The organism is Streptomyces sp. NPDC005761, assembly GCF_040630635.1.
Taxonomy (GTDB): domain Bacteria; phylum Actinomycetota; class Actinomycetes; order Streptomycetales; family Streptomycetaceae; genus Streptomyces.
Map to the genome: position 1 here is coordinate 20,090 of NZ_JBEXXX010000052.1, position 26,706 is coordinate 46,795.

A 26,706-nucleotide genomic window follows, 5' to 3' on the forward strand; every position below is an offset into this window, starting at 1 on the left:
CGAACGTACCGAACCGGCACCACGCCAGAGCGGAGAACCCTCTCCATGCCCCGCCCCGACCTGTCCCGCCCCTCCTGGTGGGACTCCGACATCGCCCGTGACATCCTGCGCGACCGCGGGGTGAGCGCCACCGGCGTCCTCGGCGGACACGCCGTCCGGCTGTCCTGCGAGCCACTGCTGCGTCATGACGGCGACGGCGGACTCCTGCAGTCCGTACGGGTACGGGCCGGCCGTCCCCTCACGAGGGCCCACGTCACCACCTTGAACGGTACGTCCGTGCGCTGCGAGCTGATACCCGGGCCGGCGGGCGAGACCCGGCTCCTGGTCCCGGAGGTGGACTCGCCCCTTCAGGTCCTGGTGGAGCTGCCCGAGCTGGCTTCGGGGGAGAACATCGAGGTGCAGCTGACCCCGCAGCGGCACTGGACGCTGCACCTGGTGCAGCACGCCCATCTCGACATCGGCTACACGGACCCGCAGGGAACAGTGCTCGCCGAGGGCCGCAAGTACCTCGACTCCCTTCTCGAACTGTGCCGGGCGACGGACGACCGGCCCGACGCGTCCAAGTTCCGATGGGCGGTCGAGGGCTTCTTCAGCTTCGAGAACTGGTCGGCGAACCGTCCGCCGGAGCAGGTCGCCCGGTTCCTGGAGCGGGTGCGCGAGGGGCGCATCGAGCTGACCGCGATGCCGTTCAACCTGCACACCGAGACGTGCTCCACCGACGAACTGCACGAACTCCTGCGACCGGTTCGGGAGTTGCGCGAACGGCACGGGATCGACATCACCACGGCGATGCAGACGGACGTCCCCGGACAGGTCGTCGGGCTGCCCGACGTACTCGCGGACAGCGGCATCCGCTATCTCTCGGTGGCCCACAACTGGGCCGGGCGGGCGGTGCCGCACCACACCGGCGGCGGCGCGCTGCCCAGGCTGTTCAGGTGGCAGGCGCCGAGCGGCCGCAGCGTGCTGGTGTGGCGTACGGACACCCCGCACGGGCTCGCGTACATGGAAGGCTCGATCCTCGGGTTCGACGAGTCGTTCGACCGGGTGGACGACCTCCTCCCGCACTACCTGTCGGCGCTGGCCAGTCATCAGTACCCGCACGAGGGGCGCGGAATTCCCGGGTTCCCGGTCCTGGACGAGGAGTTCAAGGGCGATCCGTACCCGTGGGACATCCTGCACCTGCGGGTGCTGGGCAAGTTCGCGGACAACGGTCCGCCGCGGCGGGTCATCGCGGACACCGTGCGCCGGTGGAACGAGGAGTGGGCCTTCCCCGCCCTGCGCACCTCACGCAACGAGGACTTCTTCGCCGACGCGGAGGCCCGCCTCGGCGACAGGCTGGAGACCTTCGAGGGCGACTGGAGTGACTGGTGGGTGGACGGCGTCGGCGCCGGTGCCGTCCCCTTGGCGGCCACCCGTGACGGTCAGGCGGCACTGGCCGACGCCCAGACGGTGGCCGGGCACGCGGAGATCCTCGGGGCGGCGGCCTCCGGAATCACCGCATCGGCTCCCGAGGTCTACCGGGCGGCTTCCCTGTTCAACGAGCACACGTGGGGCGGCGGTGACCCCTGGACGCACGGCGACCACGGCCATGCGTCCGGCGAACGGCAGTGGCACTGGAAGTACGCGCAGGCCCTGCGCGCCCACGACGACGCGAAGACGCTCCTCGACGGCGCCGGCGCGGCGCTCGGCGGCCGGCTCTCACCGCGCGAGGGCACCCTGGCCGGCTACTACGTCACCAACACGTGCAGCTGGCCGCGTTCGGAGACGGTCCGGCTGTTCCTCCCGGAGAGCACGGTCGCGCTGGAGGATGCCGTCCTGGTGCTCGACGCGCGCGACGGCTCACCGCTGGAGCACACCGAGGAGGCCCAGACCAACGAGCTGCACCGGGCCGCCGGCCGTTTCCTGCTGTTCCGGACGGCGGACGTGCCCGCCCACGGGGCGGTACGCGTGGACATCGTCGCAGGTGAGGGGGGTTCGCCGCCCGCGACGCCCGATGTCGCGGAGCCCACGGTGCTGGAGAACGAGTTCCTGCGGGTGCAGGTGGATCTGCGTGCGGCGTGGATCAGCTCCGTCACCGACAAGCGGACCGGCCGGGAACTCGTGCGTCAGGACGCGACGCTCGGGCTCAACGGTTACATGTACGACGAGTACGCCACGGCCGGCGGCTTCAACCACCAGTCCAGCAAGACCACGGCGAACGGGTCGATGCACCTCCTCGCCACCCGGACCGCAGCCCCTCCGGCCGCGCTGGTGGACCGCTTCCGGGACGCCACCGGCGAGACGCTGGTCTACGAGTGCGCTCCGGCGGGCACGGAGCTGCTGCGGGTGCGGGTACACCTCCCGCACGGTCAGGCCCGGATCGATCTGGAGAACCGGATCGTGAAGCGGGCGACCCTGACCAAGGAGAGCGCGTTCTTCGCCTTCCCCTTCGCCATGTCACAGCCGGTCGTCCGCATGGAGGCCACCGGCGGCATGACGGGCACCGGCCTTCCGACGGTGCCGGGATCGGCGCAGCACATGCGTGCGGTGCGGCGCTGGGTGAGCTTCGAGGAGGAGACGGTGGCCGCCGCCGTGGCCACCCAGGACGCCCCGCTGGTCCAGGTGGGCGGGATCGCGATTCCGTACGCGCCCTATCCGCAGTCGCTGGCCCAGGACGAGCCGGGCACCCTCTTCTCCTGGGTGCACAACAACATCTGGGACACCAACTTCCCGTCCGAACAGGCCTTCGACCACACCTTCCGCTACAGCGTGGCCGTGGGACACGCCCGGCACACCACCGGCCCTGAACTGGGTATGCGCACGGCCGCCGTCGGCAGTCGCCCGTTGCTGGCGGTGCGCGCGCTCGGCGAGCGGAGCGAGGAGCCGCACGCCTCCTACGAACTGCTGAGGGTCGGTGATCCGCGAGTGAGGGTCGTGGGGCTCACCGTTCCCGCCCCGGGCCAGGTGCTGGCCAGGCTCCAGTCCTTTGCGCAGGAGCCCGTCGCCTGCCCGATCACCCCGGGCTTTCCCGTCACGGAGACCGTGGCGGCCGACTACCTCGGCGCAGCCGGTGATGTCCTGGAGCCGGATGCCGGGGGTACGACGACCATCGACGTGCCGACGCTGGGAACCCGCGCGGTGCTGCTGCGCCTCTGACCGGCCGAGCTCCGCGGACGCACGGGCCGGATTGTTCGAGGCCGATTACCTCTTGATCGAACACGTGAAAATCTATGACGGCCAGAGTAGACATTGGATGGCGTCGTGGTTATTGTTTCTCTCGTAGCCAGAGAGACAGCAAGGCCGGGCAGAGATGAACTGCCAGGCAGCACGTGCGGTACAGGTGGCTGCAGTTCGCAGGACGGTTCGGTGGTGGAGTTCCGAAGCCAGGGTTGTTGCAGGACGGCGACGGGGCTGGCGACCGGACCGGGTGGCCCGCAGATCAGGGGCCGCCGTGCAGCAGTACCCGCAAGTGCGGTGCGCAGTACCCAGCAGTGAAGTCAGTGAGCAGCAACCTCGGTGAAGGCGTCGGCTGCGGACGCGCGCACCGGGAGGTTCGTCAGCGGGGTTCCAAGCCGGAGCAGATGCAGGACGGGCGACGGGGCTGGCTGGCGAAGAGTGGCGCTGTTTCAGGCCACGGAAGCAGTACAGCGTCAAGTAAGTGATCGGTCCCAGAGGGAAGAAACGGAGGAGCCAGGCGCCATCAGGATCGCCCGGGCGGAATGACAGAGCCCGGGTACCGCAGGACATCGATAGTGAGGTGGTCTCCGGTCAAGCAACCGCGATCCCCGCGCCCCGACAGCATCACGGTCGGGCATGCGGAAACAGAAGGCCGGCACAGCATCACCTGCCGGCAGATGGTGTAGCAGTTCCTTCGGGGCCCTGGTGCCATATGGCACCAGGGCCCCTCCACGCGTTCCACAGAGAGGTGCAAATGACAGCAGATGACTCGTTCGGCCGTCTCGATGACGACGACTATCCGGCGTACACCATGGGCCGGGCCGCAGAAATGCTCGGGACCACGCAGGGCTTCCTCCGCGCCATCGGTGAGGCCCGCCTGATCACCCCGCTCCGCTCCGCGGGCGGCCACCGCCGCTACTCCCGTTACCAACTGCGTATCGCCGCGCGCGCCCGGGAACTCGTCGACCAGGGCACCCCCATCGAGGCCGCCTGCCGCATCGTCATCCTCGAGGACCAGCTCGAAGAGGCCCAGCGCATCAACGCCGAATACCGCGAGCGCGTCCGGACGACCGGCACGGCGAACGCCTGATCGGTGACCCGCCGGCAAGTCGGCACGTACGCCCCTTGCGTCTGCGGACCGCATGGGAAGAGGTGCGCCGATGGCCCGACCGGCTGACGCACGGGCAGGGGAGGGGCTCCGGTGCTGTGACCACCGGAGCCCTTGACCAGTCACATGCGCCCTCAGCTGCTACCGCGGTCCCATCGACGGTGCCGGGATTCGGTCAGGCAACCGGCCAAATCGACACGCAGTCAGCCCCGACATCGTCATGAACACTGCCGACCACCCCCGCCGGTCGCACAGCGACCCCCGCTGAACCACCCCGTTCCGGTGCCACCAACGGCGAGGTGAGCCATGCGGGCCGGGTGCCCCGCGACAGGGATGCCGGGGGCAACCGAAGCAAAGCACTGCCGTCAGGTGTTGTGCTCACCGGCAGGCTGTTGGCTCCAAGCAGAGACGATCGTGTCTGCGGCGATGGTCGGGGGCAGGCCCGTCAGCGCCTTCAGCTGAGCCGGCTCGTAGGGAGTCGGGCCGTGCCACTCCAGGATCATCACGGTGGCGTCGTCGTTGAGACGGCCGCGGTGGTAGTCCAAGTGGTGCCCGATCAGCCGCCGCAGGGTTTCCGGCACCGGGAGGCCGTCGGAGTGGTGGCGGATGAGGAAGTCGGTCAGGCCGTCAAGGCCGAACTCCTGCCCCTCTTCGTTGCGTGCTTCGGTGATGCCGTCGGTGTAGAACAACAGGCGGTCCCCGGGTTCGAGCTGGTCGCTGCGCAGGGCGCCGTGCACGCCCAGCCCGGTTCCCAGCGGGGGCGCGGGCGGGCAGGACAGATGGACGACGGTGCGGTTACCGCGGATGACCACCGGGGGATGATGACCGTAGTTCGTCCAGGTGAGCACACCCGTGACCAGGTTGAAGTCGGCCATGATGCTTGTGGCGTAGCGGCTGCCCGCGAACTGCTCGGTCAGTGCCGCCCCCACACCCTCGGCGGTCTGCAGAAGGTCGGCACCTTGACAACGCTGGACGCGCGCAGCGGCCAGCGCGAGATTCGCAGTCAGTCCGGCGGCAGTGTCATGCCCCATGGCGTCGAAGACGGACAGATGCATGGTCTCCCCTGCCAGGGCGTACTCGAATGCGTCTCCGCTGACCTCGTAAGCCGGTTCCATGACCGCACTGATCAAAAGCCGGTCGGTCGCAAAAGTCCGTGGCGGCATCAGCCGCCATTCCATTTCCGCTGCTACTTTCATCTTCCGACGGCGCACCAGCCTGGAGTACACGTCGCTTGTTCCACGCTTGCTCTCCAGGAGCAGGGCGACGAGGCCGGCGAGTCTGTTCAGATCGTCGTCCGGCTCGACCTGCGCGCCCGGCGTGCCGACCCGAAGCACGCCCAGACGCTCGGTTCCGTCCAGCAGGGGTACCCACCACTGCCCCGTCGTGGAAGCAGAGGCCGGCGAGATCTTTCCCAGCTGGAAGGTCCGCCCGGCCACCGTTCCCTCAACGGCCAGCTCGGCCGGCGCGTCGATCCCACCCGGGCCGGTGTCGAGGTTGCCGACGAGCAGGCACAACCGTTCCTGCCGCAGGTCTGCCAGGTAGATGAGTACGTGTGGCCAGCCCGCCCGGTCCGCGTGCGACGCGACCGTACCGGGCAGCTGCTCCAGGGTCATCAGATGGCTCGCGGCAATCAGCTCTCCCAGCACTCGGGCACGCGCCAATTCCGTGCCGCTCATCCACGACACCTTCCTTACGGCCCGAAGAGTTACGTCACGATCAACCATAGCCGGGGGTCGAGCGCCGAGCTGAGAACCAGCTCCAGATGCCTGGGAAGGGATGTGAATAGACGTGATCCGTCGTTCCCCGCGCACATGACCGGGGCCGAGACAGTCCCGCATGGACGACCGGAAATGCGAAGGCTGCACCCCTTTCCATCCCGCCACGTGTACGGCTCTGTCATCGCTGCCGCATTTTCGGCAGGGAGGACGCACACCGTCCTCGCCGCCGAAACCCGGAGCGTATGGGTGATTACCCCTGCGGGTGCGGTGGCACCATGGCCCAGCGAATCGCGGCGGTCAGTGCCCGCCCGGTCGGAGTCACGCACGCTTCGGCCATGCCGGACAGCTGGGGCAGTTCCAGGGACGTACGGGCCCACCGGGGGAGGGCGGCGACGGAGTTCGCGGCGAGGACGGCATAGGGGGCACGGGTGACCCACGGCAGAGGAGGGTGCAGCAGAATGAAGCGCGCGGCCTCGCGCGCTTCCCGCGTCGGGCGGAGCTCGCCGCGGTATGCCCCGAGGCGTGCCACGAGTTCCTTGCGATTCCGCGGAGGATCGGTGACACCGAGTGCTTCGGCCACCCGCGCCGTGTCGGCGATGTATCCGTCGTAACCGGCCGCGTCGAGCGGCTCGACGCCGAACCGCTGGTGGGCGAGCAGAAAGCTCTCGACCTCGGCCACATGCACCCAGCCGAGGAGGTGCGGATCAGCGGCACAGTAGGACTCGCCGCGCGAAGTCCTTCCGCGCACCCGGCTGTGTACGGCACGCACGAGGTCGACCGCCTGCTGTGCGTCGTCCGCCGTTCCGTATGTGGTGACGGCGAGGAAGGTACTGGTGCGCTGGAGCCGCCCCCAGGGGTCGCCGCGGTAACCGGAATGAGCCTCCACGGCAGCCATGGCCAACGGGTGCAAGGACTGGAGCAGGAGCGCCCGCAGGCCGCCGATGAACATCGAGGCATCGCCGTGGACCGTACGAATCGGCCGGTCCGGGCCGAACCAGCGCGGGCCGGGCTCTCCGTGGATACGGGCGCGGTTCTTCGGCCCTGCGGGACCGGCGACCTGGGAGAAGATCGCGCGGCCCAGCCGCTCCCGTAGACCGAAGGCGGCACGCGTGGACGAGTCCATACGGCCAGTATGCGCTCACAGCCACCGCTGGCCGGGGCTCCGGTGCCGCTGTGGAGCAGCGGCTGCGCTCGGAGGGGGGCGGAAATGCCGGACGGGGGTGTCTCCGCCACGGGAAGCCCTCGCCCGCCGACGGTCGTCGTGGGGCGTGGACATGAGAGCGCGGGGCCGGCGCGTATCGGGGGAGTGCTCCATAGGACTTCGGCCAGGCGATGTTCCCGCGTGGACCGCAGGCGTCTGCTGCCCGTCCGTGTCAGCACCCCATCGACCTCAGCGGCCCATCAGCCGCAGCAGCCGGCTCTGTCGGGTTTCCTCGGCCGGGGGCGCCCCCGGGGCGGCGAAGAAGCGGTGGGTGGTGTCGACGGCTATGGGCGACTCCGCCAGGCCGGCGTAGATGTGGACGAGGTTGTCGTCGACCCAGGCGGTCAGCCCCGGATCGAGTTTCTCCGGGACGCCGAGGGCCCGGGCCAGATCCCAGGTGTGAATGACCGTGTCCGTGGTCCGGACAGCGAGGGCCTGTCCTCCCGTCACCGGGCCGAGAGGGTAGTCCAGTATCTGCTGGAGAGCGCCCGGTCTCCGGAACGCCGCGGCGCACTCCTGCACCGAGCGGTTGTAGGCGCCGATCGGATCCCCGCCCAGGGCGTCCTCGTCGCGGAGCCGAAGGAAGTCGGCGGCGGATCCGCCGTCGAGCAGCACGATGTAGTTGAGGTTTCCCCGGGTCACGTGGTTGACGAGGCGGCGGACGTCCCATTCTGCGCAGGGCGTGGGTGCCGTCCACTGTTCGGGGCCGACCGCGAGCAACCTGCGGGTGAATTCGGAGCCGGCGCGTAGATGGCGGTCGATGACGTCTGCGAAACGGTATGACATGACCCCAGCGTGTGGGGTGCCGGAGGCCGTGTGCCAGCCGAATTCGGACGCCGAGGTCGGGCCAGGCTCACAGCGGCCCGGGCTGCCGAGGCCGAACGGGCTCCGGACGGGGGGTGTGCCCCGCAGAACCGGCGCCCCCGCCCCGCCGGACCGTCGTCGGCCGGGGCGGAGGTGGCCTGCCGTGTCAGGAGAGGGTGCAGCTGACCGTCGGAGCGCCGCCCGAGCCCGGCGTTCCCTGGAAGCCGAAGCTCGTGTGCCCACCTGGCGCGAGGCTGCCGTTGTAGGGGGTGTTGGTGACGCTGACCGTGGACCCGGTCTGGGTGTACGCCGCGTTCCACATGTTGGTGACCTTCTGGCTTCCCGCCCAGGTCCAGCTCACCTTCCATGCGGCGGCGCTCGTGGTGCCCGTGTTGGTCACGGTCACGTCCACGCCGAAGCCGTTGCCCCAGTCTCCGCTGACGGTGTAGGCGGCTGTGCATCCGCCGTTGCCGCCGGAGGCGCTGGTGGTGGTGGCCGTCAGGGAAGGGGAAGCCGCGGACGTGTTGCCCGCCGCGTCACGTGCCCGGACGGAATACACGTACGCCGTCCCGGCTGTGAGACCCGAGTCCGTGTAACTGGTTGCGGTGGCCGTGCCGACCTTGACGGAACCGCGGTAGACGTCGTAGCCCGCGACCCCGGCGTCGTCGGAAGCCGCGGCCCACGAGAGCGAGACCGAACCGCTGGTGGTTCCGGTGACGGTCAGGCTGCCCGGAACCGAGGGGGCCTGTGTGTCGTCGCCGCCACCTCCGTCACCTCCGCCGCCGAAACCCGGTGCCTTGATGGACGTCAGGTGTTGGGATTCCAGGACCAGAAGGTCCACGAGAAGCTGTCGCCGCCGTACTGGCCCGTAGGCCGCAGGTAGTCGGCCAACGCCTTCAGCCACTTCTGGTCGGTGGCGGACTGGAGCGTGGTGCCGAACTCGCCCACCCACACCGGTGCGATGTTCTGCTTGAAGATGTAGCCCCAGTACTTGTCCCAGACACCGGGCATGTTGCCGGGGAAGGCCGCGTCGCTGAACCAGGGCTGCTGGGCGACACTCGTCGCGTAGTCGTGTGCCGAGTAGACGACCCGGTGCGCGACGCTGAGCTCGACCGGATACTGGCCGACGCCCATGAGGTTTCCGCCCCACCAGCCGGACACCCCGTTGAAGGTCTGGACGCCCTCCACGAAGACCAGCAGAGCGGGGTTGACGGACAGTACGGCGTTGCCGCCGCGCTGTGCTGCCAGCCGCCAGTCCTTCGTGGTGTCGCCGCAGCCCCAGCAGGCGGGGTCGTGCGGTTCGTTGTGCAGGTCGATGCCGATCACGGCGTCGTTGCCCGTGTAGCGGCCGGCCAGCGCCTTGAGATTGGCCAGCCAGGTGGACTCCGGGACCGACGCGGTGTACCAGAGCGCGGACTGGCCGACGGAATCGGGGCGGTGCCGGTCCAGGATGACCTTCATGCCGATGCTGCCCGCGTGCTCCACGATCCGGTCCATCACCCCGAGCGAGTCGAGGCCCTGCAAGTCGCTGTTCATGCCCGCGGAGTAGTTGATGCTCGTGGGTGCCGTACCGGCGAAGATGTCGTCGCTGTACGGCAGCCTGATCGTGTTGTAGCCCAGCGACTGCATCTGATCGATCATGCTCTTGTAGTCGCGGGACCACAGGCCGTGGGGCACGTAGTTGGACGTCTCGAAGCCGAACCAGTTGATTCCGGCGATGCGGACCGGCCGGTCGGCGGCGTCCAGGAGTTGACGGCCGCTGGTGTGCCAGTAGCCGGAACCCGGCGCGACATCGGCAGCGGCTGCCACGTGAGCACCCACAAGGGGGAGGAGCAGGGCGGCCGCGGTGACGGTGGCCGTTCTGACCGCTCGTCGGAGTAGGCGGAGAGGGGGAAGCACGGTGCTGGTTCCTCTCTTCGAGGCGGAGTTCGGCAATCTTGAATGGGAGCGCTCCCATTCGATTGCGTATCCTGCCGTGGGTGGCATGGGTGTCGGAGGTGGGGCGTTCGCCGGCCCCGCTCCGGGGGAGTTCCCTGCTTCGGGTGGGATGACGGCTTGCGGCCCGGCGCCATACAAGCGATAGAGGCATGGGCATGTCAATGCCTTGAGCGTTGTTCATCACTTGAAGTCGGGCGGTCTGTACGGGCCCGGGTCGAAGGGGAGTTCGGCTCGTCGACCGCAGAGGTGGCGCCCGTGACCGACGTGGCCGGGACCGGCAGGCGGGGGCGCCGAAGCGGAGGCGGTGGCCTGTCGCGGCACGGGGTTCGTCTCTGCTCCGGTCTCCGCTCGTTGGGGAGGCGGGCGGGCGGGCGGGCTGAGCGGGCCGGCCCTGCTGCGTCCTTTCGTAGCGCGCTCTCGCTCTTGATCCCAATAGGGTGAAACGCTGCCGGATACCCGTGTGGCGGAGGGGGTGATTCCGCACGCTGCTGCTGTGCACAGGATGATCAAGGATCAGGGTCGGCACCGGAGCGTGCGCAGCACCCGCGTGGGGAAGCAGAGACGGCCGCAGAACGCGCCGGCTCCGATGTCCCTTCCGGCGGAGGAAACGCCAGGGCGGGCTTCGCTGCGCGAGCGGGCCCGGTACTGGTTCGACAACACGCTGGCGAAAGGTGTGGCCGTTCTCGTCGGATGGCTGGCTGTCGCCTGCCTGGCTGTCGTGGTGCCGGCGAGCGCACTTCTGGTGTGGACGGATGATCATGCGCCGGATACTTATTGGGCGAAGACCGCAGCAGTGTGGCGGAGTGTGGGCCAGACCCTGAGGCTGGGCGGAGAGGTCGGCTCTCCGCTGCGCGTGGCCCTGTCGGTCCTGCTGGCGTTGGTCGCGCTCTTCTATGTCTCCACCGTCGTCGGTCTCATGACCACGGCGATCACCGACGAGCTCATCGCCCTCCGGCGTGGCCACTCCACGGTCCTGGAACAGGGCCACACCGTCGTGCTCGGCTGGTCGGCCCAGACGTTCACGGTGATGGCCGAACTCGCCGCGGCCAACGCGAATCAGCGTCGAACCGCCGTCGCGGTTCTCGCCGACCGGGACGTGACGGAGATGGAGGAGGAATTGCGTAGCGAGGTGGGGGACACGGGCCGAACGAGAATCGTCTGCCGCAACGGACGCCCCAGCGACCCCGTGGCGCTTGCCCGGGTCAGCCCGGCCATGGCGCACGTCGTCCTGGTCATGCCCCGTGACCAGCCGGACGAGGACGCGGAGGTCGTCAAGAATCTGTTGGCCTTACGGGCCACGGCGGACGAGGGCAAGCGGGTTCGGGTCGTGGCTGCGGTCCGGGACGCCCGCTACCGCCTCGCAGCCGCACTGGCGGCCGGCCCTGACGCGGTGGTGCTCGAGGCCGACGACGTCACCGCCCGGCTGGTGGCGCAGTGCGCCCGGCAGCCCGGGCTGTCGCTCGTCTACCAGGAACTGCTCGACTTCGCCGGAGACGAGTTCTACGTGGTCGACGCACCGGCCCAGGAGAACCGTGCCTTCTCCGAGGTCCTGAGAGCCTGCCCGAAGTCCAGCGTGGTCGGGCTCGTAGGTGCGGACGGGACCCTTCACCTGAACCCGCCGGCCGACCGCGTGGTCCACGCACGCGACCGGCTGATCGTGATCGCGCAGGACGACGACAGCACGGTTCCCACGGCTGAACCCGCAGCCTTCGACGAGTCGGTGATCGTGAACCGGGCACCGTCGAAACGCCACCGAGAACGTGTGCTCCTTCTGGGATGGAACCGCCGGGCCCGGCATATCGTCCGCCATCTCACGGGCCATGTTGCGGCCGGTTCCGTCCTCCACGTCGTGGCCGAGGGCGGCGAGCGTCTGGCCGAGGAGGTACGAGCGGCCGCCGCGAAGGCCGCCCCCACGCTGACCCTCACTTTCGCCCAGGGCGACCCCACCCTCCCCGAAACGGTGAACGCCATGGACCTCGCGGACTACGACGGCGTCATCGTGCTCGGCCCCGACCGCGGGACCGGAACCGATGAGCCCGACGACCGCACGCTGGTCACGCTGCTGCTCCTGCGCGAACTCGAGCGCACGACCGGGGCAGCGGTCCGTGTGGTCACCGAGATGACCGACGACCGCAACAGGGCGCTCGCGCCCGCCGGCGTCGGAGCCGACTTCATCGTGAGTGGAAAACTGATCGGTCTTCTGATGGTGCAGATCTCCCAGAACTGGCATCTTGCGGCCCTGTTCGAAGAACTCCTCGCCCCGCACGGCAACGCGATCCATCTCAAGCCGGCCGGCGACTACGTCAGGACGGGACAGCGGACGTCCTTCGCCACCGTCGTCGAGTCGGCCTCCCGCCGTGGGGAATGCGCCATCGGATACCGCAGCCGCCGCCCGGACCGATCGGGGACCGACGACGGTGTGCGGATCAACCCTGCCAAGACCGAGATCCGGCGCTGGGGCGCGGACGACGATGTGATCGTCTTGGCCGGACGTTGACCGTCCGCCGAGCGGGGGCGCGGTGATCCGGCCCGGCGGAGATGGGACGCGGCGAACCCGGCAGCCGACGACGGATCCACCACGAGCCCGACGGTCCGTGGGCGCTCCAGTTGTCGGTTGCGCTTCCCTGGCCATCGCGATCGATGCGTCCATGGCGAGCGAGTGCGACCGGTGGATCTGACCCGGTCAATGCGCAACATGGGCCCGTGGGCGGAACAGGAGCCGTTTCTCAGGCGCGACCGGCTCCCCGCCCATCCCATGCTCGCGTCGCCGTCCGTTCGGCCACCGGAGGACGCACAAAGGGCCCGGCACTCGGTGCCGGGCCCTTCTTTGCCGTTGTCGCAGCCCAGGGGAGGGAGCGCGCGGGCTCACGCGTGGTCTCAGTGACCGAGAGCGTCCTTCGCCTTCTCCTTGGCCTCGCGGGCGTCGCCCTTGGCCTGGTCAGTTCGGCCTTCGGCGGTGAGGCGCTCGTTGCCCACGGCGCGCCCGGCGGCTTCCTTGACCTTGCCCTTGGCCTGCTCGGTCTTGGCCTGGGTCTTTTCATTGGCAGCCATGTCACTCACACCTTGCTGTGGTCGACTTCAGGAACAACCACCGCCTGACCCGCATGAGCCTGTCCAAACATCACAGCCCACTTCTGTCGAACGAAGATGTCGATGCACCGGTCTGGGCGACCGTCGGCGAAGCGCGGCTGCACGGCTCGGTGAGCGAGCCTGTGGCGAACCGCGGCTGCGCCCTCGCGCGCAAGCGCAGATGCCCCAGCGGCAGGTCGCTCAGCCGGATTCGACCGCTAGGTCGTGTCCGATGGGTCGTGTGACGCACCTGCTGGGCACTCGTTCCGTGGGATATGGGGCGGGGAGATCTTTCGGATGAGGAGTGGGCTCGGCTGGAGCCGCACTTGCCGGTGAATCGCGGGCGGGGCGGACGCTGGCAATGCCACCGTCGTGTAATCAACGGGATTCTGTTCCGGCAGCGGACCGGTCTCCCCTGGTGGGACCTGCCTCCCTGCTTCGGTAGTTGGAAGACGGTCCACGACCGTCATCGAAGGTGGTCGGCGGACGGCACGTGGGAGAGGATCCTGCGGGCCGTCCAGGCCGATGCCGATGCCGAGGGCCGGATCGACTGGAGCATGGTCAGCGTCGATTCCACGACCTGCCGCGCTCATCAGCACGCAGCCGGCGCCCCCACTCGCGCCCCGAAGATCCCTGGTCGGCGCAGGAGCCCGACGCGTCACCGTCCCGATGAGGCCCTGGGACGCTCGCGAGGCGGGCTCACAAGCAAGATCCACCTTGCCGGGGAAGGCGGGTGCCGCCCGCTCGGGTTCGTCATCACGCCCGGTCAGTGGGGGGACGCACCGCAGATGATTCCCGTCCTGGAAGAGATCCGCGTTCCCCGGCAGGCTGGTGGGCGACCGCGCACCCGGCCGGAGCATGTCGGAGGCGACAAGGCGTACTCGTCCCGCCGTATTCGGCGTCACCTGCGCAGACGCCAGATCAAGCACACGATCCCCGAGCCGAGAGACCAGCGGGCCAACCGCCGGCGCCGCGGCAGCCTCGGCGGCCGGCCCACGGGGTTCGACAAGGCGATCTACCGCCGCCGCAACGAGGTCGAGCGGGCCATCAACCGGCTCAAGAACTTCCGCGCCGTCGCCACACGCTTCGACAAACGGGCGTACGTCTTCCACGGAACGGTCACCGTGGCCGCAATCCGCCTAGGGCTCCGTCCGCAGTGAGACGCGTCGTTCAGAGGTCCTTGGCACCCGGGTAGTGGTGGCGAAGTTCGCTGAGTACGCGCTCGTCGACAGCCCTGACGTCCCTCGAGTGGCTTTGTTCATGAGAACGGACAGCAGATGTTCACCACTTCGGGAGGCATCAGAGCACACCAGGGATTCGAACGCTGCTTGAGCGTTTGCGTGTGTGCGGCGCTGGCTGCGTCAGAGTCGCGCAGGCGGCCTGGATGTGCTCAATGGTCGCCCGTGTACGGGCGTACGGGGCGTGGCAGTGGCTGACGCCAGTCGCCCAGCGTCGTGAGGAGAAATCGGCGGGCGAGAGGACGGATGTCGTCCCACGCCGGATCTGTGGCCAGGGCGTTGGCCCAGAGGCCGACGCGGCAGGCGGCATCGATCTCGCCGAGGCGACGGCCGATGGCCCGAAGATCGCGCAGATCCTTGGGCTCGAAGGCTCCGCGCTCCGCGAGTCCTTCGGAAACGCGGCAGAGGAGCTCCACCTCTTCAACGACGTCCTTCGTCTCCAGCTCACGCTCGCCCAGCCAAACATGCTGATCCTGGGTGTCGGCTGCGAGGAGGGCCATAAATCGCAGCGTCCAGATGCGAAGGTGCGCGTCGCCCAGATGGTTCATACATGCAGGATCGCACCCTGCTCCCGCAACCGTGTTCGATGGCACGGAAGGGCGTCAATGGCCGGCGCGGCGCCCACGGAGGTTGAAGCGCGAGTGCTGCCGCAATCGAACGGTGCCAGACAGCGGTGCCTCCCGAAGTGGTGAACATCTGCTGTCCGTTCTCATGCACAAAGCCACACGAGGAGCTGTCGAATTCGGTCTACCAGGGTGAGCGGGGGTCGCGGCGTACTTCTGGAGTCTGCTCGGGCAGAGCCGTGTTTTGGTCGGTGCGCAGCAGCATGCCCGGGTCGGGTTCGAAGTCCTCATTGGGCGGTGCCGGCTGGTGGAAGCGCTCGGTGCGCGGAATGCCGACTTCCACCAGCCGGTCCTCGTGGAACATCCAGAGCCCGAAGCAGTCGTCGTCCTGGTCGCGAAGCAGAATCTGCACCGTGTGCGGATGCGGCCACGGCAGCGACTCCAGGTGCTTGAGCAGGCCCTTGCGGGCACGAACTTTTTCGAACTCCAGTGCCCACCCGAACTCGTAGCCCCAGTGCCCTGCTATCGGGACAAAGCGACCTCGCCACGTGCGCTCCGGGTCGTCCCGGGTCAGCGGTTCCATCACCTCGTCCGACCAGCGGGCAAGCACAATGACCTCAGCGTCTCTACTCACGCCGGAGTATGACCGCATCCGCCTGATCCACCGAAATCAAATTGCTCAACCGGTCGACGCAGGCAAGGGTGAGCGGATCAGCGACGAGCTCTCAGTTCCAGTGAGCCCAACGACGGCGCTTCCGGAGAAGCTCATCTGTGCCTACACCACGGCTCTGACCAGCTCACACGACCCATCGGACAGTCCCTAGGCGTACAAGCATCAAGCAACGCAACGCCGTCGAACCTCATCAGTCGCCTTAAGCACTGGCGCGCACTGGCCACCTGCGACGAGGAGGCCGCTTCGGTCTCCTCCGTCGCGGTCATCTTCTGCCTCCGCCCGCTGAAACAGCCGCTCACGGCCAAAGGCACTCTCGCTGCGGATCGAAGCAGATGAGCCCATGCTCGCGAGCCGGCGAAGCTGCATACTCCGACACGTCCTCAGCCTCGCCGAAGGAGATGAGCAGGTACACGATCGGGCCCGATGCCTCATCATTGACCGGTGGCGATGCCCATACGGCACTGCGGTGGACATCGTCCGGATATCGCGCGATGACGGCTTCCACGTACGCCGTGATGCGCGGCGCCGGAGGCACGACGACATCGTCCGACTCCAGGAAGCGCGCGTAGAGCTCTTCGTAGGTCGAGCCCGCCCGGTGGTTGTCGAGTGAACGGTCGCCGTCCCACAGCAAGGTTGTGGCTCGTTGGCGCATCGTCGCCGCCGGTGGTTCCTTGGACTCGGCAGGCACGGTAACAGGGCCGGTCCGGCCGCTCTGCAGCGTCTCCATGGCCCGGAGGCGCTAGCGGGCGCTCATGGTGAGGAGGCAGAACGGCCGGTGCGGCTTTGCATCAGGCTGCCCGGCCGGCGCGGCACCCGGCGGGCGCCAGTCAGGAGCCGGCGACAATGGCTCCGAGGATCATCCCGCCGACCAGGCCCACGGCGCTGACCACGATGGCTGCGACGGCGAGGCGCTCGTGCCGGACTGTCTTGGCGACGATGGCCAGCACGAGGCCGACGACCCCGAAGACGATGGGCAGGAAGATGAGTGAGATCACGCCCAGCACCATCGCGATGATGCTCAGTACATTGCCGGTCGTCGCGCGCGAGGATGCGTCGTAGGGCTGCTGTCCGGTCGGATGATTGCCGTACTGGGTCGTCATGTGTGCCACTCCTTCTTGATCACCCTGGCGCCGGATCGCGAATCGAACCGGCCTGATGCACGGGTACCCTGAAGTCCCGTTCAGACACGGGGACTTGCCTCGGATCGAGGGGAGGCGTGATCTGGCCTCAGTTGCCTTCGGCGGACACGCCCTCGGACGGAGGGGCCACGGTCGGTTCAGTGCGGCGGGAACTGCTTCACGGACGCCACGCCCGGAATGGCCATGACGAGGGCCGAGCCTGCGCGCGGATCACCCCGGATCCGGCGAACACTGCCGGTATCGCACTGAATGCTCTTTCTTGGCTGATTGATCCTGGTGCATCCAGGGAAGGCGACTCCCATGCACGTGAATCTCTCCGGAAAAACAGCTCTTGTCACTGGCTCCACGCAGGGGATCGGCGCGAGCATCGCCGCCGGACTCGCCGGCGCGGGTGCCCGCGTCGCGGTCAACGGCCGCAGCAGCGGCTCCGTAGCAGCTGCCATCGAGCGGTTGCGCGAACAGTGGCCGGAGGCGGAGTACCTCGCCGCGCCGGGCGACATCGCCACAGCCGACGGGGCCCAGCAGGTGCAGGACGCGGTGCCGCAAGCCGACATCCTCGTCAACAACCTCGGCATCTTCGGAGCCAAGCCTGCGCTGGAGATCGGCGACGACGAGTGGCGTCGCTACTTCGAGGTCAACGTCCTGGCCTCGGTTCGCATGACCCGTGCCTATCTGCCGGGCATGAAGGAGAACGGCTGGGGCCGTGTGCAGTACATCGCAAGCGACTCGGCGGTGGTGATTCCGGCCGAGATGATCCACTACGGCGTGTCCAAGACGGCGCTGCTGGCCGTGGCCCGCGGTTTCGCGAAGGATGCCGCGGGCACGGGCGTGACGGTCAATTCCGTCATCGCCGGCCCCACCCATACCGGCGGGGTCGAGGAGTTCGTCTACGAACTGGTCGACAAGGACCTTCCGTGGGAAGAGGCGCAACGCGAGTTCATGCGCACCCATCGTCCGCAGTCCCTGCTGCAGCGACTCATCGAACCGGAGGAGATCGCGCACATGGTGGTCTACCTGGCCTCCTCGTACGCATCGGCGACCACGGGCGGCGCTCTGCGGGTGGATGGCGGCTACGTGGATTCGATCCTGCCCTGAGCGGGGGCGGCGAAGGGTTCGCTCGAGTCATGCCGCACGGGCGGGACGGCGACCTGAGGGCCGCTGCCCCGTCGGCCAGGCACGCATCCGGGGCACAGGGGTGCAGTGCCGCCCCGGATGCGTGGGGCGTCCCTCAGGTCTGCGGACGGCTGCCGTGGTTTGCACCGTTCTTGCGGCGGGCCTTCTTCTTGCGACGTCGCTTCGAGGACATCAGATCTCCTGATCTGCATCGTTCTAGCATTTCTACCGGTTTGTCGCCTGTGGCGACCACAGACCCCTTACCCACTGGCACGGTGAAAAACTCTTTTGGCGCGTGCACCTGAGTGGTGTGTGTCTCCCCGCGTCCGTTGTCGGCGGCTCGTCCGGCACCCATGATGCGCCCGGCCTGTACGGATCGGCCACGGATCGGCCTCCGAACGGTCATCGTGCGCGAAGGACACGCAGCCACCATTCTGGACGGGTCGGGCAAGGACACGGCCGCCATCGGCCGACCGCACCCGCCGACGGCCGAAAGGGAGACCCGCCATGGCGAAGAACGAGAAGGGGTTGTCCAAGGGCGACGACGTCACCTGGCGAAGCCACGGCCACGACGTGGAAGGCTCCGTGACCCGGAAGGTGCAGAGGCGTGGCAAGGCGGCCGGCAGGACGGTGGACGCCTCCAAGGAGGACCCTCAATACGAGGTGCGCAGCGCCAAGACGGGCAAGAAGGCCGTCCACCGCCCGGAGTCCCTGCGCAGGAGGAAGGGCGGGGACAGCGCATGAGCGACGGGGGAGACGAGGAGCGCCGGGATACGCTCGAACGCTTCAACGACGCCGTGAACATGAGCGCAGGAGAGCTGGACAAGTGGCTCGGCACCGAGCAGTCACACGAGGTCGGACAAAAGGGCAACGGCGGAGAGTCCACCGGTCATGCGTCGGGGCGACGGATCGTCGAACTGCTGCGAACCCGCGAAGGGCAGCTCAGTGACGCCGACCTTGCCCACATGCGCAAGGTCACCGGCTATGTGCGGCGGCATGTGGCGCAGCGTCCCGACGGAGACGTCCACGCCACTCCGTGGAGGCACTCACTGATGAACTGGGGCCACGATCCCGAGAAGTAGTCACGCTGCCGCCCCGCTGCCCGGTACGTCGCACGTAGCGGCGGGCGTGCGCCCCATACGCTGCGCCGACGGCATAGTCGCGGAACCGCACCGCCACCGCGACGCTCATCGGCCGGATGGAGGGCGGACACCACGTGCTGGACGGTGGGGACTGGACATGCTCCGTGATCCCGACGCTCGCGGGAGCAGGCTCAAGCGCGGCGAGTGCCGCCTCGACACGACACGACAAACAGAACGGACGAGCGGGAATGCGGCTCGAACACCCGCCTCCGTCGCAGGGCCCGGATTGGACGGACGCGTGAATCAGCAGCCGGCGGAAGACGGGCCGGGAGCGCCCCGGCAGCTGCCACTCTTCGGTTGGTCGGACACCGGACCGGACGAGGCCGCACGGCCGGCGTTCCGGGACGGGCCCGAGGCCCGCCGGATGCTCGACGTGCGAGAGGTCTACGCGGAACCGGCAGCTCTGGACTCGCCGCGCGGCCGACAGATCATGGCCCGGCTACCAGGCGTACGTGTGACCGAGGTCGAGAGTCACTGGCGTATTCCCGCTCTCCACGGCAACGACGGGAACATCGCCCGCTGGGTCCGTATCAAGACCGACACGCTTGTCCTCGGTGTGAAGCACACCCTGCGTACGCGCCCCAACGGCAGGTCGGCCGACTGGATCGCCCCCGGTCCTTCGAACGGATGTGCAATGGCCTGCGCCTACTGCTACGTCCCTCGCCGCAAGGGCTTCGCCAACCCCATCACGCTGTTCACCAACATCGAGGAGATCGTGGCCCATGTCCGCCGCCACGTGCGGGCGCAAGGCCGCAAGACAGAACCCAACCAATGCGATCCTCAGGCATGGGTCTACGACATCGGCGAGAACGGGGACTGTTCCGTCGACGCTCTGGTCTGCGACAACACGGCAGATCTCATCGCTGCCTTTCGCGGCCTGCCGACGGCGAAAGCATCCTTCGCGACGAAGTTCGTCAACCCCGACCTGCTCGCGCTGGACCCCCAGGGCCGGACCAGGGTGCGCTTCTCCCTCATGCCCCACCATGACGCCCGTCTGCTCGACATCCGTACCAGTTCGATCCACGAGCGGATCGCGGCAGCCGCCGACTTCCTCGACGCCGGCTACGAGGTGCACTTCAACCTCTCACCCGTGGTCCTGCGACCGGGATGGCAGCTGGACTGGGCCGAACTGCTCACCCAGCTCGACCACGTCCTCCCCGCCCGAGTGAAGCGCCAGGCGGCCGCCGAGATCATCATGCTGACGCACAACCAGTCGCTCCACGAGGTCAACCTGGGCTGGCATCCCCGCGCTGAGGAGGTGCTCTGGCAGCCGGAGGCCCAGGAGACCAAGCGCTCGCAGAACGGAGCCGTCAACGTGCGCTACTCCCTGGCGATCAAACAGGAGGCACTGACCCGGCTCCGACAGTTGCTGTCCACCCATGCGCCATGGCTGCACGTCAGGTACGCCTTCTGAGTGGTGGAGCGGAAACGGTCCACGCACTGGCGGCCTTCGGGCCCTCTGGAGGCGCCTGCTCCGGCGCCGGCCGTTGCTCCCGCGCGCGCACCGATCCGGTCGCGCTCGCAGAAGCCCGCCGTCGCACGAACGTCGCTGTACGTGCCGGTAGGGCTGCGCCGAAGGCGACGTCTCGGCCGCGCGCCGGCCGGAACCGGAGAGCGCGGGGGTGGCGTTCGGTGGCCGGAGCGAGGCGTTTCCCACCCTTGTCGAGTGCCGGGAGTCATCCGTAGCCGAATATCCGCCCTATGAAGTACGCGGCGAAGAAGATCGACCCCAGCAGGATCAGTCCTGCCCAGAGCCTGGGGTGTTCCCAGATGCCTCCGTCCGCCGGTTGCTGATGGACTTCGCCTGTGGAGCCCTCGGCCGGTGGTGTCTCGCCCGGAGGATTCAGTGACATAGCCATAGCTCCACCTTCTCTCCATCCCGTCACGCCCGCAGCGCGCGACGGGACGGCGTCCCCCGGACCCGGGAATCTGCTCCCGGGTGAGAACCCTGCCGCCCGACACCTTGCCGCGCCGGCGCCCGCACCATTCGTGACGCATTGTGGCTCATGCGTAACTCAGGGTCGCACCTGGTCGCTTGATACCAGACACGGGGCTGTGGCCCCGGGCGTCGAGGAGCTGCTGCGCCCGTTTCCGGCAGGGGTGGCTTCCGAGCACGAGATGAAGGCCTTCACCCCCATGCTTTTACTTGATCGGGCGCGGTCACGGTGCCGGCACCGAGGCCCTGCCCGTCGACGGCATCGGAGCCGTCCCGGCCGAGGGCAGCAGACCGGCTTCCGGCGGGCGCCCCGCCGGTTCGCGGCTGCCGCGGCAGAGTTGACGGACGTCGGCTGGCCGTTCCTGCCGCCGCCGACCGCGGCGCTGCTCGCCGGGTCGCCGGCTGCGGCGTCGGACGTATCGGATCAGACACCCGAAGTACCGCCCTCACCAGGCAGAATGCCCCGGCGAGGTGAGGATTCGGTGATGCGGGGAAGGAGTTGCGGCAACCGATAGGAGGTTGCTGTGGAGGGTATGGATCTGGAACTGGGCGAACTGCTGGCCGCTGCTGAGGCCGCCCCGCCCGGTGAGTCCGTCGACGTAGTGGCGCATGACCTGCAGAAGCGCCTCGGGGCGCAGCGCGTGTCGTTTCTCTTCGTCGACCTCATAGGCGAGCGACTGGTACGGCTGGTCGCGGCCGGGGCCCCGGAGGGCCCTGTTGAGCCCATCGAGTTGCGGGGGAGCGTCTACGATCACGTACTGCAGAGTCAGCGCCAGCATGTCGAAACGGCCGCGGACGGCGGCAGGCGTGTCATCACGCCGGTCACCAACCGGGGCGACCGCATCGGCGTCCTGGAGGTGACTCTGCAGGCCGGCGGCGAGACCGCGCTCCGGCAGCTCCGTGAAGCCGCCCACGCGCTGGCCTACATCATCGTCACGGACCGCCGATTCACCGATCTGTACCATCTGGGCCGGCGCACCACCAGGACCAGCCTGGCCGCGGAGATCCAGCACCAGTTGCTCCCCTCGGCCCCCTGCTGCGAGGCGGCCGAGTTCACCCTTGCCGCCGGGCTGATTCCGGCCGACGACATCGGTGGAGACACCTACGACTACACGCTCGACCGCAGCACTCTGCACCTGTCCATCACCGACGCGATGGGCCACGACACGGATTCCGCATTGCTTGCCACCCTGCTGGTCGGGGCGCTGCGACAAGCGCGCCGCAGCGGTTGTGACGCCCTCAAGCAGGCACGCCACGCCCACGAGGCCATGCTCAGGCACGGTCGCGGCCTGGCCACCGGGCAGTTGCTCTGCGTCGACCTCGACACGGGGCGGTGCGAGCTGGTCAACGCCGGTCATCCGCGCCCCCTTCGGCTGCGCGAGGGTGTCGTCGAAGAAGTCGAACTCGCCGTCAACCTGCCCTTCGGTGTGGCCGCCCCCATGGGGTATCGCCTGCAGCAACTCGAGCTGCGCCCCGGAGACCGATTGGTCCTGCTCACCGACGGCATGCAGGAACGCGATGCGGCCACCGCCGACCTGGCCTCGGTCATCCGCGACACCGGAACCCTGCATCCGCGGGAGGCCGTTCGGAGCCTGACCCGCACGGTGCTGGACGCCTGCTACGGCAGCCTCAAGGACGACGCGACCGTCCTGATTCTTGACTGGCACGGCAATCCCCAGCGAAGACCGGCCCTGCACAGCTGACCCACCCGAGAGCTTGTCGGCAACTTCTACTGGCCGAGCGGGCCCGGGCGCGGACCGGTGGGCGGCCCCCGCCCGCACGCCTGCCTGTCCAGCTGCGCAACCACCACCACTCGGGCCGCAGTTGGGAGAGAGGCGGGGCGGGGGAGCGACGGGCCCCGGGGAGTCCCGTTCGCAGGGAGGACGCAGCTCGCCCGCCGCCGGATCGGCTCGCTTCCACGCACTGCTGAGTCAGGAGCGCGGCCACCACTCCCGCGCGCGTAGACGGCGCATGGACCTGCCATCGCTCGTGCTGCGAGTCCGCCCCGGGCCCCGGGGCAGCCGCGCGTGCATGGTCCCGGCCCGTCCGGGCACACGAAAAGTGACCCGAGCTCCAGCAGGCACATTCCCCCGCCTGTCCGAGCCCCGCGGCCCCACCAGCCCTCGCTGGTGGGGCCGACTCAAGTCCGGACCGTTTCACCCGCCCTGCGGCCGGAAAAGCAGTCCGGATCCTGTCTCACGCGCGTACGGGTGCCGGGACTCTCACCGGGGGAGTACGGAAAGGGTCCTGAGCCGGGCGTGGCGGGTGCTCCAGCCGGAGACATCGAGCGCTACGTACCGGGCGGTGGCGGCGACGGTGAGACCGGTTTCGCCGGCGCGGCCCCGCAGCGTTCCACCGGGCGCGTAGGTGACGCCGTCGTCGCTGAACTCGATCGTCGCCCGCGGCACCCTTCCCGTCGTCCACTCCGCGAGCACGCGCTCGACGGGGACGACGGAACCGAGGTCCACGACCATCCGTGCTCGCTCGGAGCCCGGGGTCCACGACGTCCGCGCGTTGCCGTCCACGGCGGCCGACGGGTCCGACATGCCGACGGGCCGTGGTGCGTTCGGGAACGTGTCGCATCCCAGAGCGGCGTCATTGAGCGGATAGGGGACGACGTCCCGTACCGACACCGTCGCCGTCCGGCCATGGCGCAGGTGAACCTTAGTGCGTCGCCCGTCGGGCGCCGTCACGAGCAGGTCGCACGACGGCCCGGTCAGCCGCAGGGTCGCGGCGTCGACCACTTGAGCCCGGAGCCCTGGCGGCACGGCCGATCCCGCGGCCGGAAGCAAGGTGAACCTGGCCGCGGCGACCACAGCGCTCGCCCCGTTCAGGTCGACCGCGAATTCCGTGCCTGAGGCGGTCACCGTCTGAGATCCGGCGTAGAGAGTGATGCCGGTTCCCTGCCGGGGCAGGGCCACCACGGTCGTCACGGCGGCGGTGGAGAGGTTGAACAGACTCAGGTGCCCGCCGGCGGTGCTGGCGTGCACGGAGGGGTTCCCGGCCCGCGGCGCGTCCTGGGATGCCGCCGCCTTCAGCGCGGTGGGGTCTCCCGACGGGTGTCCCTCGACGGTGAGGGCCTCGGCAGGTCCGTCGGAGAGCACCACCACGTCCCCGTAGACGGCGAGCGGATTGGCGGCGTCACGGACCACCAGGCCCGCCCTTCCGTCCACGGAGAGCCATCCACCCCCACTGGTGAGGTCGGCCTGCGGGAAGCGGGTCAGCTCGGTCCAGTGCTCCCCGTCGTCGGACCCCTGCACCTGGTACCTGCTCGCAGCAGCGGTCTCCCAGGCCAGGGTGACCTGGTCGAAGGCGACGCTGCTGCCGAGGTCGACCGTCAGCCAGCTGTCCTGGCGGTTGCGTTCGCCGACGGCGACGGCCCAGCGGGTGGTCGGGTCGCCGTCCAGAACACACGCCGCCTCGCGGCCCGGCGCCGCCGAGGAAGCGGTGGCGCCGGCCCCGCGGGCGACATCGGCACCGGTCGCGCCGTCCCGGACGGAGAAGGTGTAGAGGGAGTACCCGTACTGAGGATGTCCCGCGACGCCTTGCATCCGGACGAAGCGGTGGGAGCCGCGGGTGAGGGTGAGGGTATCCACCCGGGGCCCGGCCCCGCCCGCGGTGTTGCCGCTGTCCTCCGACTTCACCTGGGCCGATCCCTCGGCCGAGGTGTACGTGCGGCTGCCGTCCAAACCCGCCAGCCCCGGCATCGTCAGGTTGTGTATCTGCAGGCGGCCTTCGCCGGCGGCCGTACCGCTCGTCGCGTAGACGACCGCACCCGACGGGAGGGTGGTGAAGCCTGCGATGCCGGTGTCCAGTACGAGCACGGAGGCGGTCGCGTCGAAACCGTCGCGGACCTTGCGGTACGTCGTGACCGAGCGGCGCAGCACCTTGCCCCCGGTCGAGGGCAGGAACATCGGGGTGGAGCCGCTCAGCGCGAACAGCCAGTCGTCATGCGCGGGCTGCCAGGCGAACTTGACGAAGCCCGGCTTGCTCACCGAGGCCGCCCAGGCGGCCGGGGTCTGCTGGACCACCAGGCCGGGTCCCTCGGCGAAGTCCCGGACCCCGGAGGCTTGCGTGTAGAACTCCGCGTCGGACAGCGGCGTCACAGCACCACCGTTCACCGCTCGCCACCGGTGCAGCAAGTAGCTGATGGCGATCTCGGCCCGGGCCTCGGGCTCGTACTTGGCCTCACCCGAGAACTTGGCGAGCCGGTACTCCGGCGCGTACGCCTGGTAGGGCCCGAGCCGCTCTGCCATGGCCGCCTCCGCCCAAGCGGCAGCACGGTCCCCGGTCACCTGCGCGAGGAAGGCGAGTGGGATCACATCGCGTCCGTAGAGGTGTTCGCGGTCGGCGACCATGGGCATCAGCGGTTCGCCCGCGTCGCTCATCACCATCAGCAGAGTGCGCCACAGCGGCCCCGCGTTCGGCTGCGCGGTCAGGACCTGCGGCAGAGGCCGGCCCGCAGCGATGAAGTGGGCTGCGTTGCGACCCGAAGTACGCCACAGCTCCTCCTGGTAGTGCGGGCCGAAGGAGTTGTGGTTCTCGACGATGAACGTGTCGTAGAGGTTCGTCGCGGTGTTCGTCAGCACGGCGACTCCGTCGACCAGGGCCGGATTGGCCAGATCCGCCGCGGGCAACCCCGCTTCGTTGCGGGTCCACCGGCCGAAGGCAGCCGCCCACTCGTCGTGCCGGGGGTCCGCGGGCGCCCAGGCGAGCCCCGGTGCCAGCGACTGGGCGTAGACGCCCATCTCCTCGAGCTTCGTGTCACCGACGAAGCCGCCGGTCAGCCCGTTCGGCGTCCAGCTCCCGGAGGCCGGGTCGGTTCTGCTGCCGAGGGCTGTGGTGTATTGCGCCTGTTCGCTGGCGATCGTGTCGACATTCTGCCGTGTGACGGGATCCAGCTGATCCCAGAGCAGTCGAGCGGCCAGTACGAAGTACAACTGGAAGGTCGTGTCGAAGAACAGCTTACGGCCCCACTCCGTGCCGCCCGTGAGGCGGTTGGAGGCCGCGAAGTGTTTGATCGTGGCCAGCGTGCGGGAACGCAGCTCTTCCTTGCCGACGCCGGCGATGGCGGCGTCGTAGGACCCCTGGGTCAGCAGCACGGCGTTGCCGAGGACCACCGCGAAGCCGAAGTCCTTGGCCGTGTAGTGCCCGAGCGCGGAGTCCCACTGGGTTTCCGCCCAGCGCGTGTGCGTCAGCAGCACCTGGTAGTAGGTCTCAGCGATGCTGTCCCGCTCCTCACCGTCGTTGTGCGGGCTGCCGGTGGCGGGCGGCGGGGTGGCAGCTGCTGCCACATCGAGGAGGGCCAGTGAGCCCATGGACAACAACCCGGTCAAGCCTGCGAGTTGAATGAACCTGCGTCGGTCGTAGGAGGTCGGGGTGTCGGGCATGAGGTCCTCCGCGCTGTGACAACGTTGTCAGATCGGGTCATCCTTTCCCCTGGCTCGGTGCTCGTCAAGGCTTCTGCCCCGGGGGGGCGGCAGGGGAAGGAGGGCGCGGCAACGGTCGCGACCTGCGACCACGCGGGATCGGGTCCGCCCCGCGTAACCGAAGGTGCGGCGTGCCACTCGGTGAGCTCGGCGGCGGGGGAGCCGACCAACCGGCTCGACAAGACGCGAGCGCACGACCGAAGCCGAACGAGCGAAGCCGAACGACCGAAGCCGAACGGAGGACGTCGCACGGACGAAGTCGAACCGACGATCAATCGGCTCGGGAGCATCGGCCGGTGCCACCAGGTTCGACACCAGACCTGCATCTTCCACGGGATCCGTCACCCTCGCAGCGACCCACCTCCGGTTCCACCGGCATCGGGCGGATGTGGCAGCGCACCGTTAGGCCGGGAGATGCGTCGGTCTTGCGCGGGTGCCGCTCGGAGTGAGGGGGCCGCCCGGATCAACGCCCAGGCGGC

19 protein-coding genes and 1 pseudogene are annotated in these 26,706 nt (G+C 68.9%); 9 read left to right on the top strand and 11 right to left on the bottom strand.

Annotation, left to right across the window (positions count from 1 at the left end; all coding sequences use genetic code 11):
• Nucleotides 1-45 precede the first annotated feature (45 nt).
• The gene (locus ABZ434_RS31900; protein ID WP_359144074.1) at nt 46-3,135 is read left to right on the top strand and encodes an alpha-mannosidase; all 3,090 of its coding nucleotides are present in this window, start codon (nt 46-48) and stop codon (nt 3,133-3,135) included.
• A 775-nt stretch (nt 3,136-3,910) separates the two neighbouring features.
• Nucleotides 3,911-4,246 carry a MerR family transcriptional regulator gene (locus tag ABZ434_RS31905; RefSeq protein ID WP_359144077.1) on the top strand — a complete coding sequence of 112 codons (336 nt, stop codon included), beginning with the start codon at nt 3,911-3,913 and terminating at the stop codon, nt 4,244-4,246.
• A gap of 383 nt (nt 4,247-4,629) precedes the next feature.
• On the opposite strand, the gene ABZ434_RS31910 is transcribed toward ABZ434_RS31905, so the two are convergent.
• The 4 genes and pseudogenes from ABZ434_RS31910 to ABZ434_RS31925 all read right to left on the bottom strand — a co-directional run bounded on the left by ABZ434_RS31910 (nt 4,630) and on the right by ABZ434_RS31925 (nt 9,886).
• Nucleotides 4,630-5,940, bottom strand: a complete 1,311-nt coding sequence (locus ABZ434_RS31910) for a PP2C family protein-serine/threonine phosphatase (protein WP_359144080.1) — start codon at nt 5,938-5,940, stop codon at nt 4,630-4,632.
• 292 nt (nt 5,941-6,232) lie between these two features.
• Entirely contained in the window at nt 6,233-7,105 is an 873-nt protein-coding gene (locus ABZ434_RS31915; protein ID WP_359144083.1) for an oxygenase MpaB family protein, read from the bottom strand.
• A gap of 267 nt (nt 7,106-7,372) precedes the next feature.
• Nucleotides 7,373-7,969, bottom strand: coding sequence for a TIGR03086 family metal-binding protein (locus ABZ434_RS31920; RefSeq protein ID WP_359144086.1), 597 nt, complete (start codon nt 7,967-7,969; stop codon nt 7,373-7,375).
• A gap of 184 nt (nt 7,970-8,153) precedes the next feature.
• Nucleotides 8,154-9,886: pseudogene (locus tag ABZ434_RS31925) on the bottom strand (cellulase family glycosylhydrolase).
• Nucleotides 9,887-10,511: 625 nt separating this feature from the next.
• On the opposite strand from ABZ434_RS31925, the gene ABZ434_RS31930 reads away from it, so the two are divergent.
• Nucleotides 10,512-12,422 (top strand): NAD-binding lipoprotein, encoded by a 1,911-nt coding sequence (locus ABZ434_RS31930; protein ID WP_359144089.1) that lies wholly within the window; start codon nt 10,512-10,514, stop codon nt 12,420-12,422.
• A gap of 380 nt (nt 12,423-12,802) precedes the next feature.
• Here ABZ434_RS31930 and ABZ434_RS31935 read toward each other — a convergent pair whose 3' ends face one another.
• Nucleotides 12,803-12,976 (bottom strand): CsbD family protein, encoded by a 174-nt coding sequence (locus tag ABZ434_RS31935; RefSeq protein ID WP_359144092.1) that lies wholly within the window; start codon nt 12,974-12,976, stop codon nt 12,803-12,805.
• Nucleotides 12,977-13,269: 293 nt separating this feature from the next.
• On the opposite strand from ABZ434_RS31935, the gene ABZ434_RS31940 reads away from it, so the two are divergent.
• Nucleotides 13,270-14,154 (top strand): IS5 family transposase, encoded by an 885-nt coding sequence (locus tag ABZ434_RS31940; RefSeq protein ID WP_359144096.1) that lies wholly within the window; start codon nt 13,270-13,272, stop codon nt 14,152-14,154.
• A 230-nt stretch (nt 14,155-14,384) separates the two neighbouring features.
• Here ABZ434_RS31940 and ABZ434_RS31945 read toward each other — a convergent pair whose 3' ends face one another.
• From ABZ434_RS31945 to ABZ434_RS31960, 4 genes are all read right to left on the bottom strand, one after another.
• Nucleotides 14,385-14,780: a hypothetical protein gene (locus ABZ434_RS31945; RefSeq protein WP_359144099.1), complete on the bottom strand. Its 396-nt coding sequence runs from the start codon at nt 14,778-14,780 to the stop codon at nt 14,385-14,387.
• 199 nt (nt 14,781-14,979) lie between these two features.
• Nucleotides 14,980-15,429, bottom strand: coding sequence for a hypothetical protein (locus tag ABZ434_RS31950; RefSeq protein WP_359144102.1), 450 nt, complete (start codon nt 15,427-15,429; stop codon nt 14,980-14,982).
• 334 nt (nt 15,430-15,763) lie between these two features.
• Nucleotides 15,764-16,195 carry a hypothetical protein gene (locus ABZ434_RS31955; RefSeq protein WP_359144105.1) on the bottom strand — a complete coding sequence of 144 codons (432 nt, stop codon included), beginning with the start codon at nt 16,193-16,195 and terminating at the stop codon, nt 15,764-15,766.
• Nucleotides 16,196-16,295: 100 nt separating this feature from the next.
• Nucleotides 16,296-16,568 (bottom strand): hypothetical protein, encoded by a 273-nt coding sequence (locus tag ABZ434_RS31960; protein ID WP_359144108.1) that lies wholly within the window; start codon nt 16,566-16,568, stop codon nt 16,296-16,298.
• Nucleotides 16,569-16,907: 339 nt separating this feature from the next.
• Between ABZ434_RS31960 and ABZ434_RS31965 the strand changes: the two genes are divergently transcribed.
• From ABZ434_RS31965 to ABZ434_RS31980, 4 genes are all read left to right on the top strand, one after another.
• On the top strand, nt 16,908-17,702 hold the full coding sequence (locus ABZ434_RS31965; RefSeq protein ID WP_359144111.1) for an SDR family oxidoreductase: 795 nt from the start codon (nt 16,908-16,910) through the stop codon (nt 17,700-17,702).
• A 525-nt stretch (nt 17,703-18,227) separates the two neighbouring features.
• Nucleotides 18,228-18,464 carry a DUF2945 domain-containing protein gene (locus ABZ434_RS31970; RefSeq protein WP_359144114.1) on the top strand — a complete coding sequence of 79 codons (237 nt, stop codon included), beginning with the start codon at nt 18,228-18,230 and terminating at the stop codon, nt 18,462-18,464.
• On the top strand, nt 18,461-18,802 hold the full coding sequence (locus ABZ434_RS31975) for a DUF3140 domain-containing protein (RefSeq protein ID WP_359144117.1): 342 nt from the start codon (nt 18,461-18,463) through the stop codon (nt 18,800-18,802). Before ABZ434_RS31970 ends, ABZ434_RS31975 begins: the two co-directional genes overlap by 4 nt.
• Before the next feature lie 343 nt (nt 18,803-19,145).
• Nucleotides 19,146-20,276, top strand: a complete 1,131-nt coding sequence (locus tag ABZ434_RS31980) for a spore photoproduct lyase family protein (protein WP_359144162.1) — start codon at nt 19,146-19,148, stop codon at nt 20,274-20,276.
• Nucleotides 20,277-20,538: 262 nt separating this feature from the next.
• Here the strand turns inward: ABZ434_RS31980 and ABZ434_RS31985 are convergent, their stop codons facing one another.
• Nucleotides 20,539-20,748, bottom strand: coding sequence for a DUF6480 family protein (locus tag ABZ434_RS31985; RefSeq protein ID WP_359144120.1), 210 nt, complete (start codon nt 20,746-20,748; stop codon nt 20,539-20,541).
• Between the two features lie 574 nt (nt 20,749-21,322).
• Between ABZ434_RS31985 and ABZ434_RS31990 the strand changes: the two genes are divergently transcribed.
• Nucleotides 21,323-22,501 (top strand): PP2C family protein-serine/threonine phosphatase, encoded by a 1,179-nt coding sequence (locus ABZ434_RS31990; protein WP_359144123.1) that lies wholly within the window; start codon nt 21,323-21,325, stop codon nt 22,499-22,501.
• A gap of 519 nt (nt 22,502-23,020) precedes the next feature.
• On the opposite strand, the gene ABZ434_RS31995 is transcribed toward ABZ434_RS31990, so the two are convergent.
• Nucleotides 23,021-26,188, bottom strand: a complete 3,168-nt coding sequence (locus tag ABZ434_RS31995) for a discoidin domain-containing protein (RefSeq protein ID WP_359144126.1) — start codon at nt 26,186-26,188, stop codon at nt 23,021-23,023.
• Nucleotides 26,189-26,706 lie beyond the last annotated feature (518 nt).

Excerpts from the sequence above, each read along its gene's own strand:
- ABZ434_RS31900 (WP_359144074.1), top strand. The coding sequence starts at position 46 with ATGCCCCGCCCCGACCTGTCCCGCCCCTCCTGGTGGGACTCCGACATC.
- ABZ434_RS31905 (WP_359144077.1), top strand. The coding sequence starts at position 3,911 with ATGACAGCAGATGACTCGTTCGGCCGTCTCGATGACGACGACTATCCG.
- ABZ434_RS31910 (WP_359144080.1), bottom strand. The coding sequence starts at position 5,940 with ATGAGCGGCACGGAATTGGCGCGTGCCCGAGTGCTGGGAGAGCTGATT.
- ABZ434_RS31915 (WP_359144083.1), bottom strand. The coding sequence starts at position 7,105 with ATGGACTCGTCCACGCGTGCCGCCTTCGGTCTACGGGAGCGGCTGGGC.
- ABZ434_RS31920 (WP_359144086.1), bottom strand. The coding sequence starts at position 7,969 with ATGTCATACCGTTTCGCAGACGTCATCGACCGCCATCTACGCGCCGGC.
- ABZ434_RS31930 (WP_359144089.1), top strand. The coding sequence starts at position 10,512 with ATGTCCCTTCCGGCGGAGGAAACGCCAGGGCGGGCTTCGCTGCGCGAG.
- ABZ434_RS31935 (WP_359144092.1), bottom strand. The coding sequence starts at position 12,976 with ATGGCTGCCAATGAAAAGACCCAGGCCAAGACCGAGCAGGCCAAGGGC.
- ABZ434_RS31940 (WP_359144096.1), top strand. The coding sequence starts at position 13,270 with ATGGGGCGGGGAGATCTTTCGGATGAGGAGTGGGCTCGGCTGGAGCCG.
- ABZ434_RS31945 (WP_359144099.1), bottom strand. The coding sequence starts at position 14,780 with ATGAACCATCTGGGCGACGCGCACCTTCGCATCTGGACGCTGCGATTT.
- ABZ434_RS31955 (WP_359144105.1), bottom strand. The coding sequence starts at position 16,195 with ATGGAGACGCTGCAGAGCGGCCGGACCGGCCCTGTTACCGTGCCTGCC.
- ABZ434_RS31960 (WP_359144108.1), bottom strand. The coding sequence starts at position 16,568 with ATGACGACCCAGTACGGCAATCATCCGACCGGACAGCAGCCCTACGAC.
- ABZ434_RS31965 (WP_359144111.1), top strand. The coding sequence starts at position 16,908 with ATGCACGTGAATCTCTCCGGAAAAACAGCTCTTGTCACTGGCTCCACG.
- ABZ434_RS31970 (WP_359144114.1), top strand. The coding sequence starts at position 18,228 with ATGGCGAAGAACGAGAAGGGGTTGTCCAAGGGCGACGACGTCACCTGG.
- ABZ434_RS31975 (WP_359144117.1), top strand. The coding sequence starts at position 18,461 with ATGAGCGACGGGGGAGACGAGGAGCGCCGGGATACGCTCGAACGCTTC.
- ABZ434_RS31995 (WP_359144126.1), bottom strand. The coding sequence starts at position 26,188 with ATGCCCGACACCCCGACCTCCTACGACCGACGCAGGTTCATTCAACTC.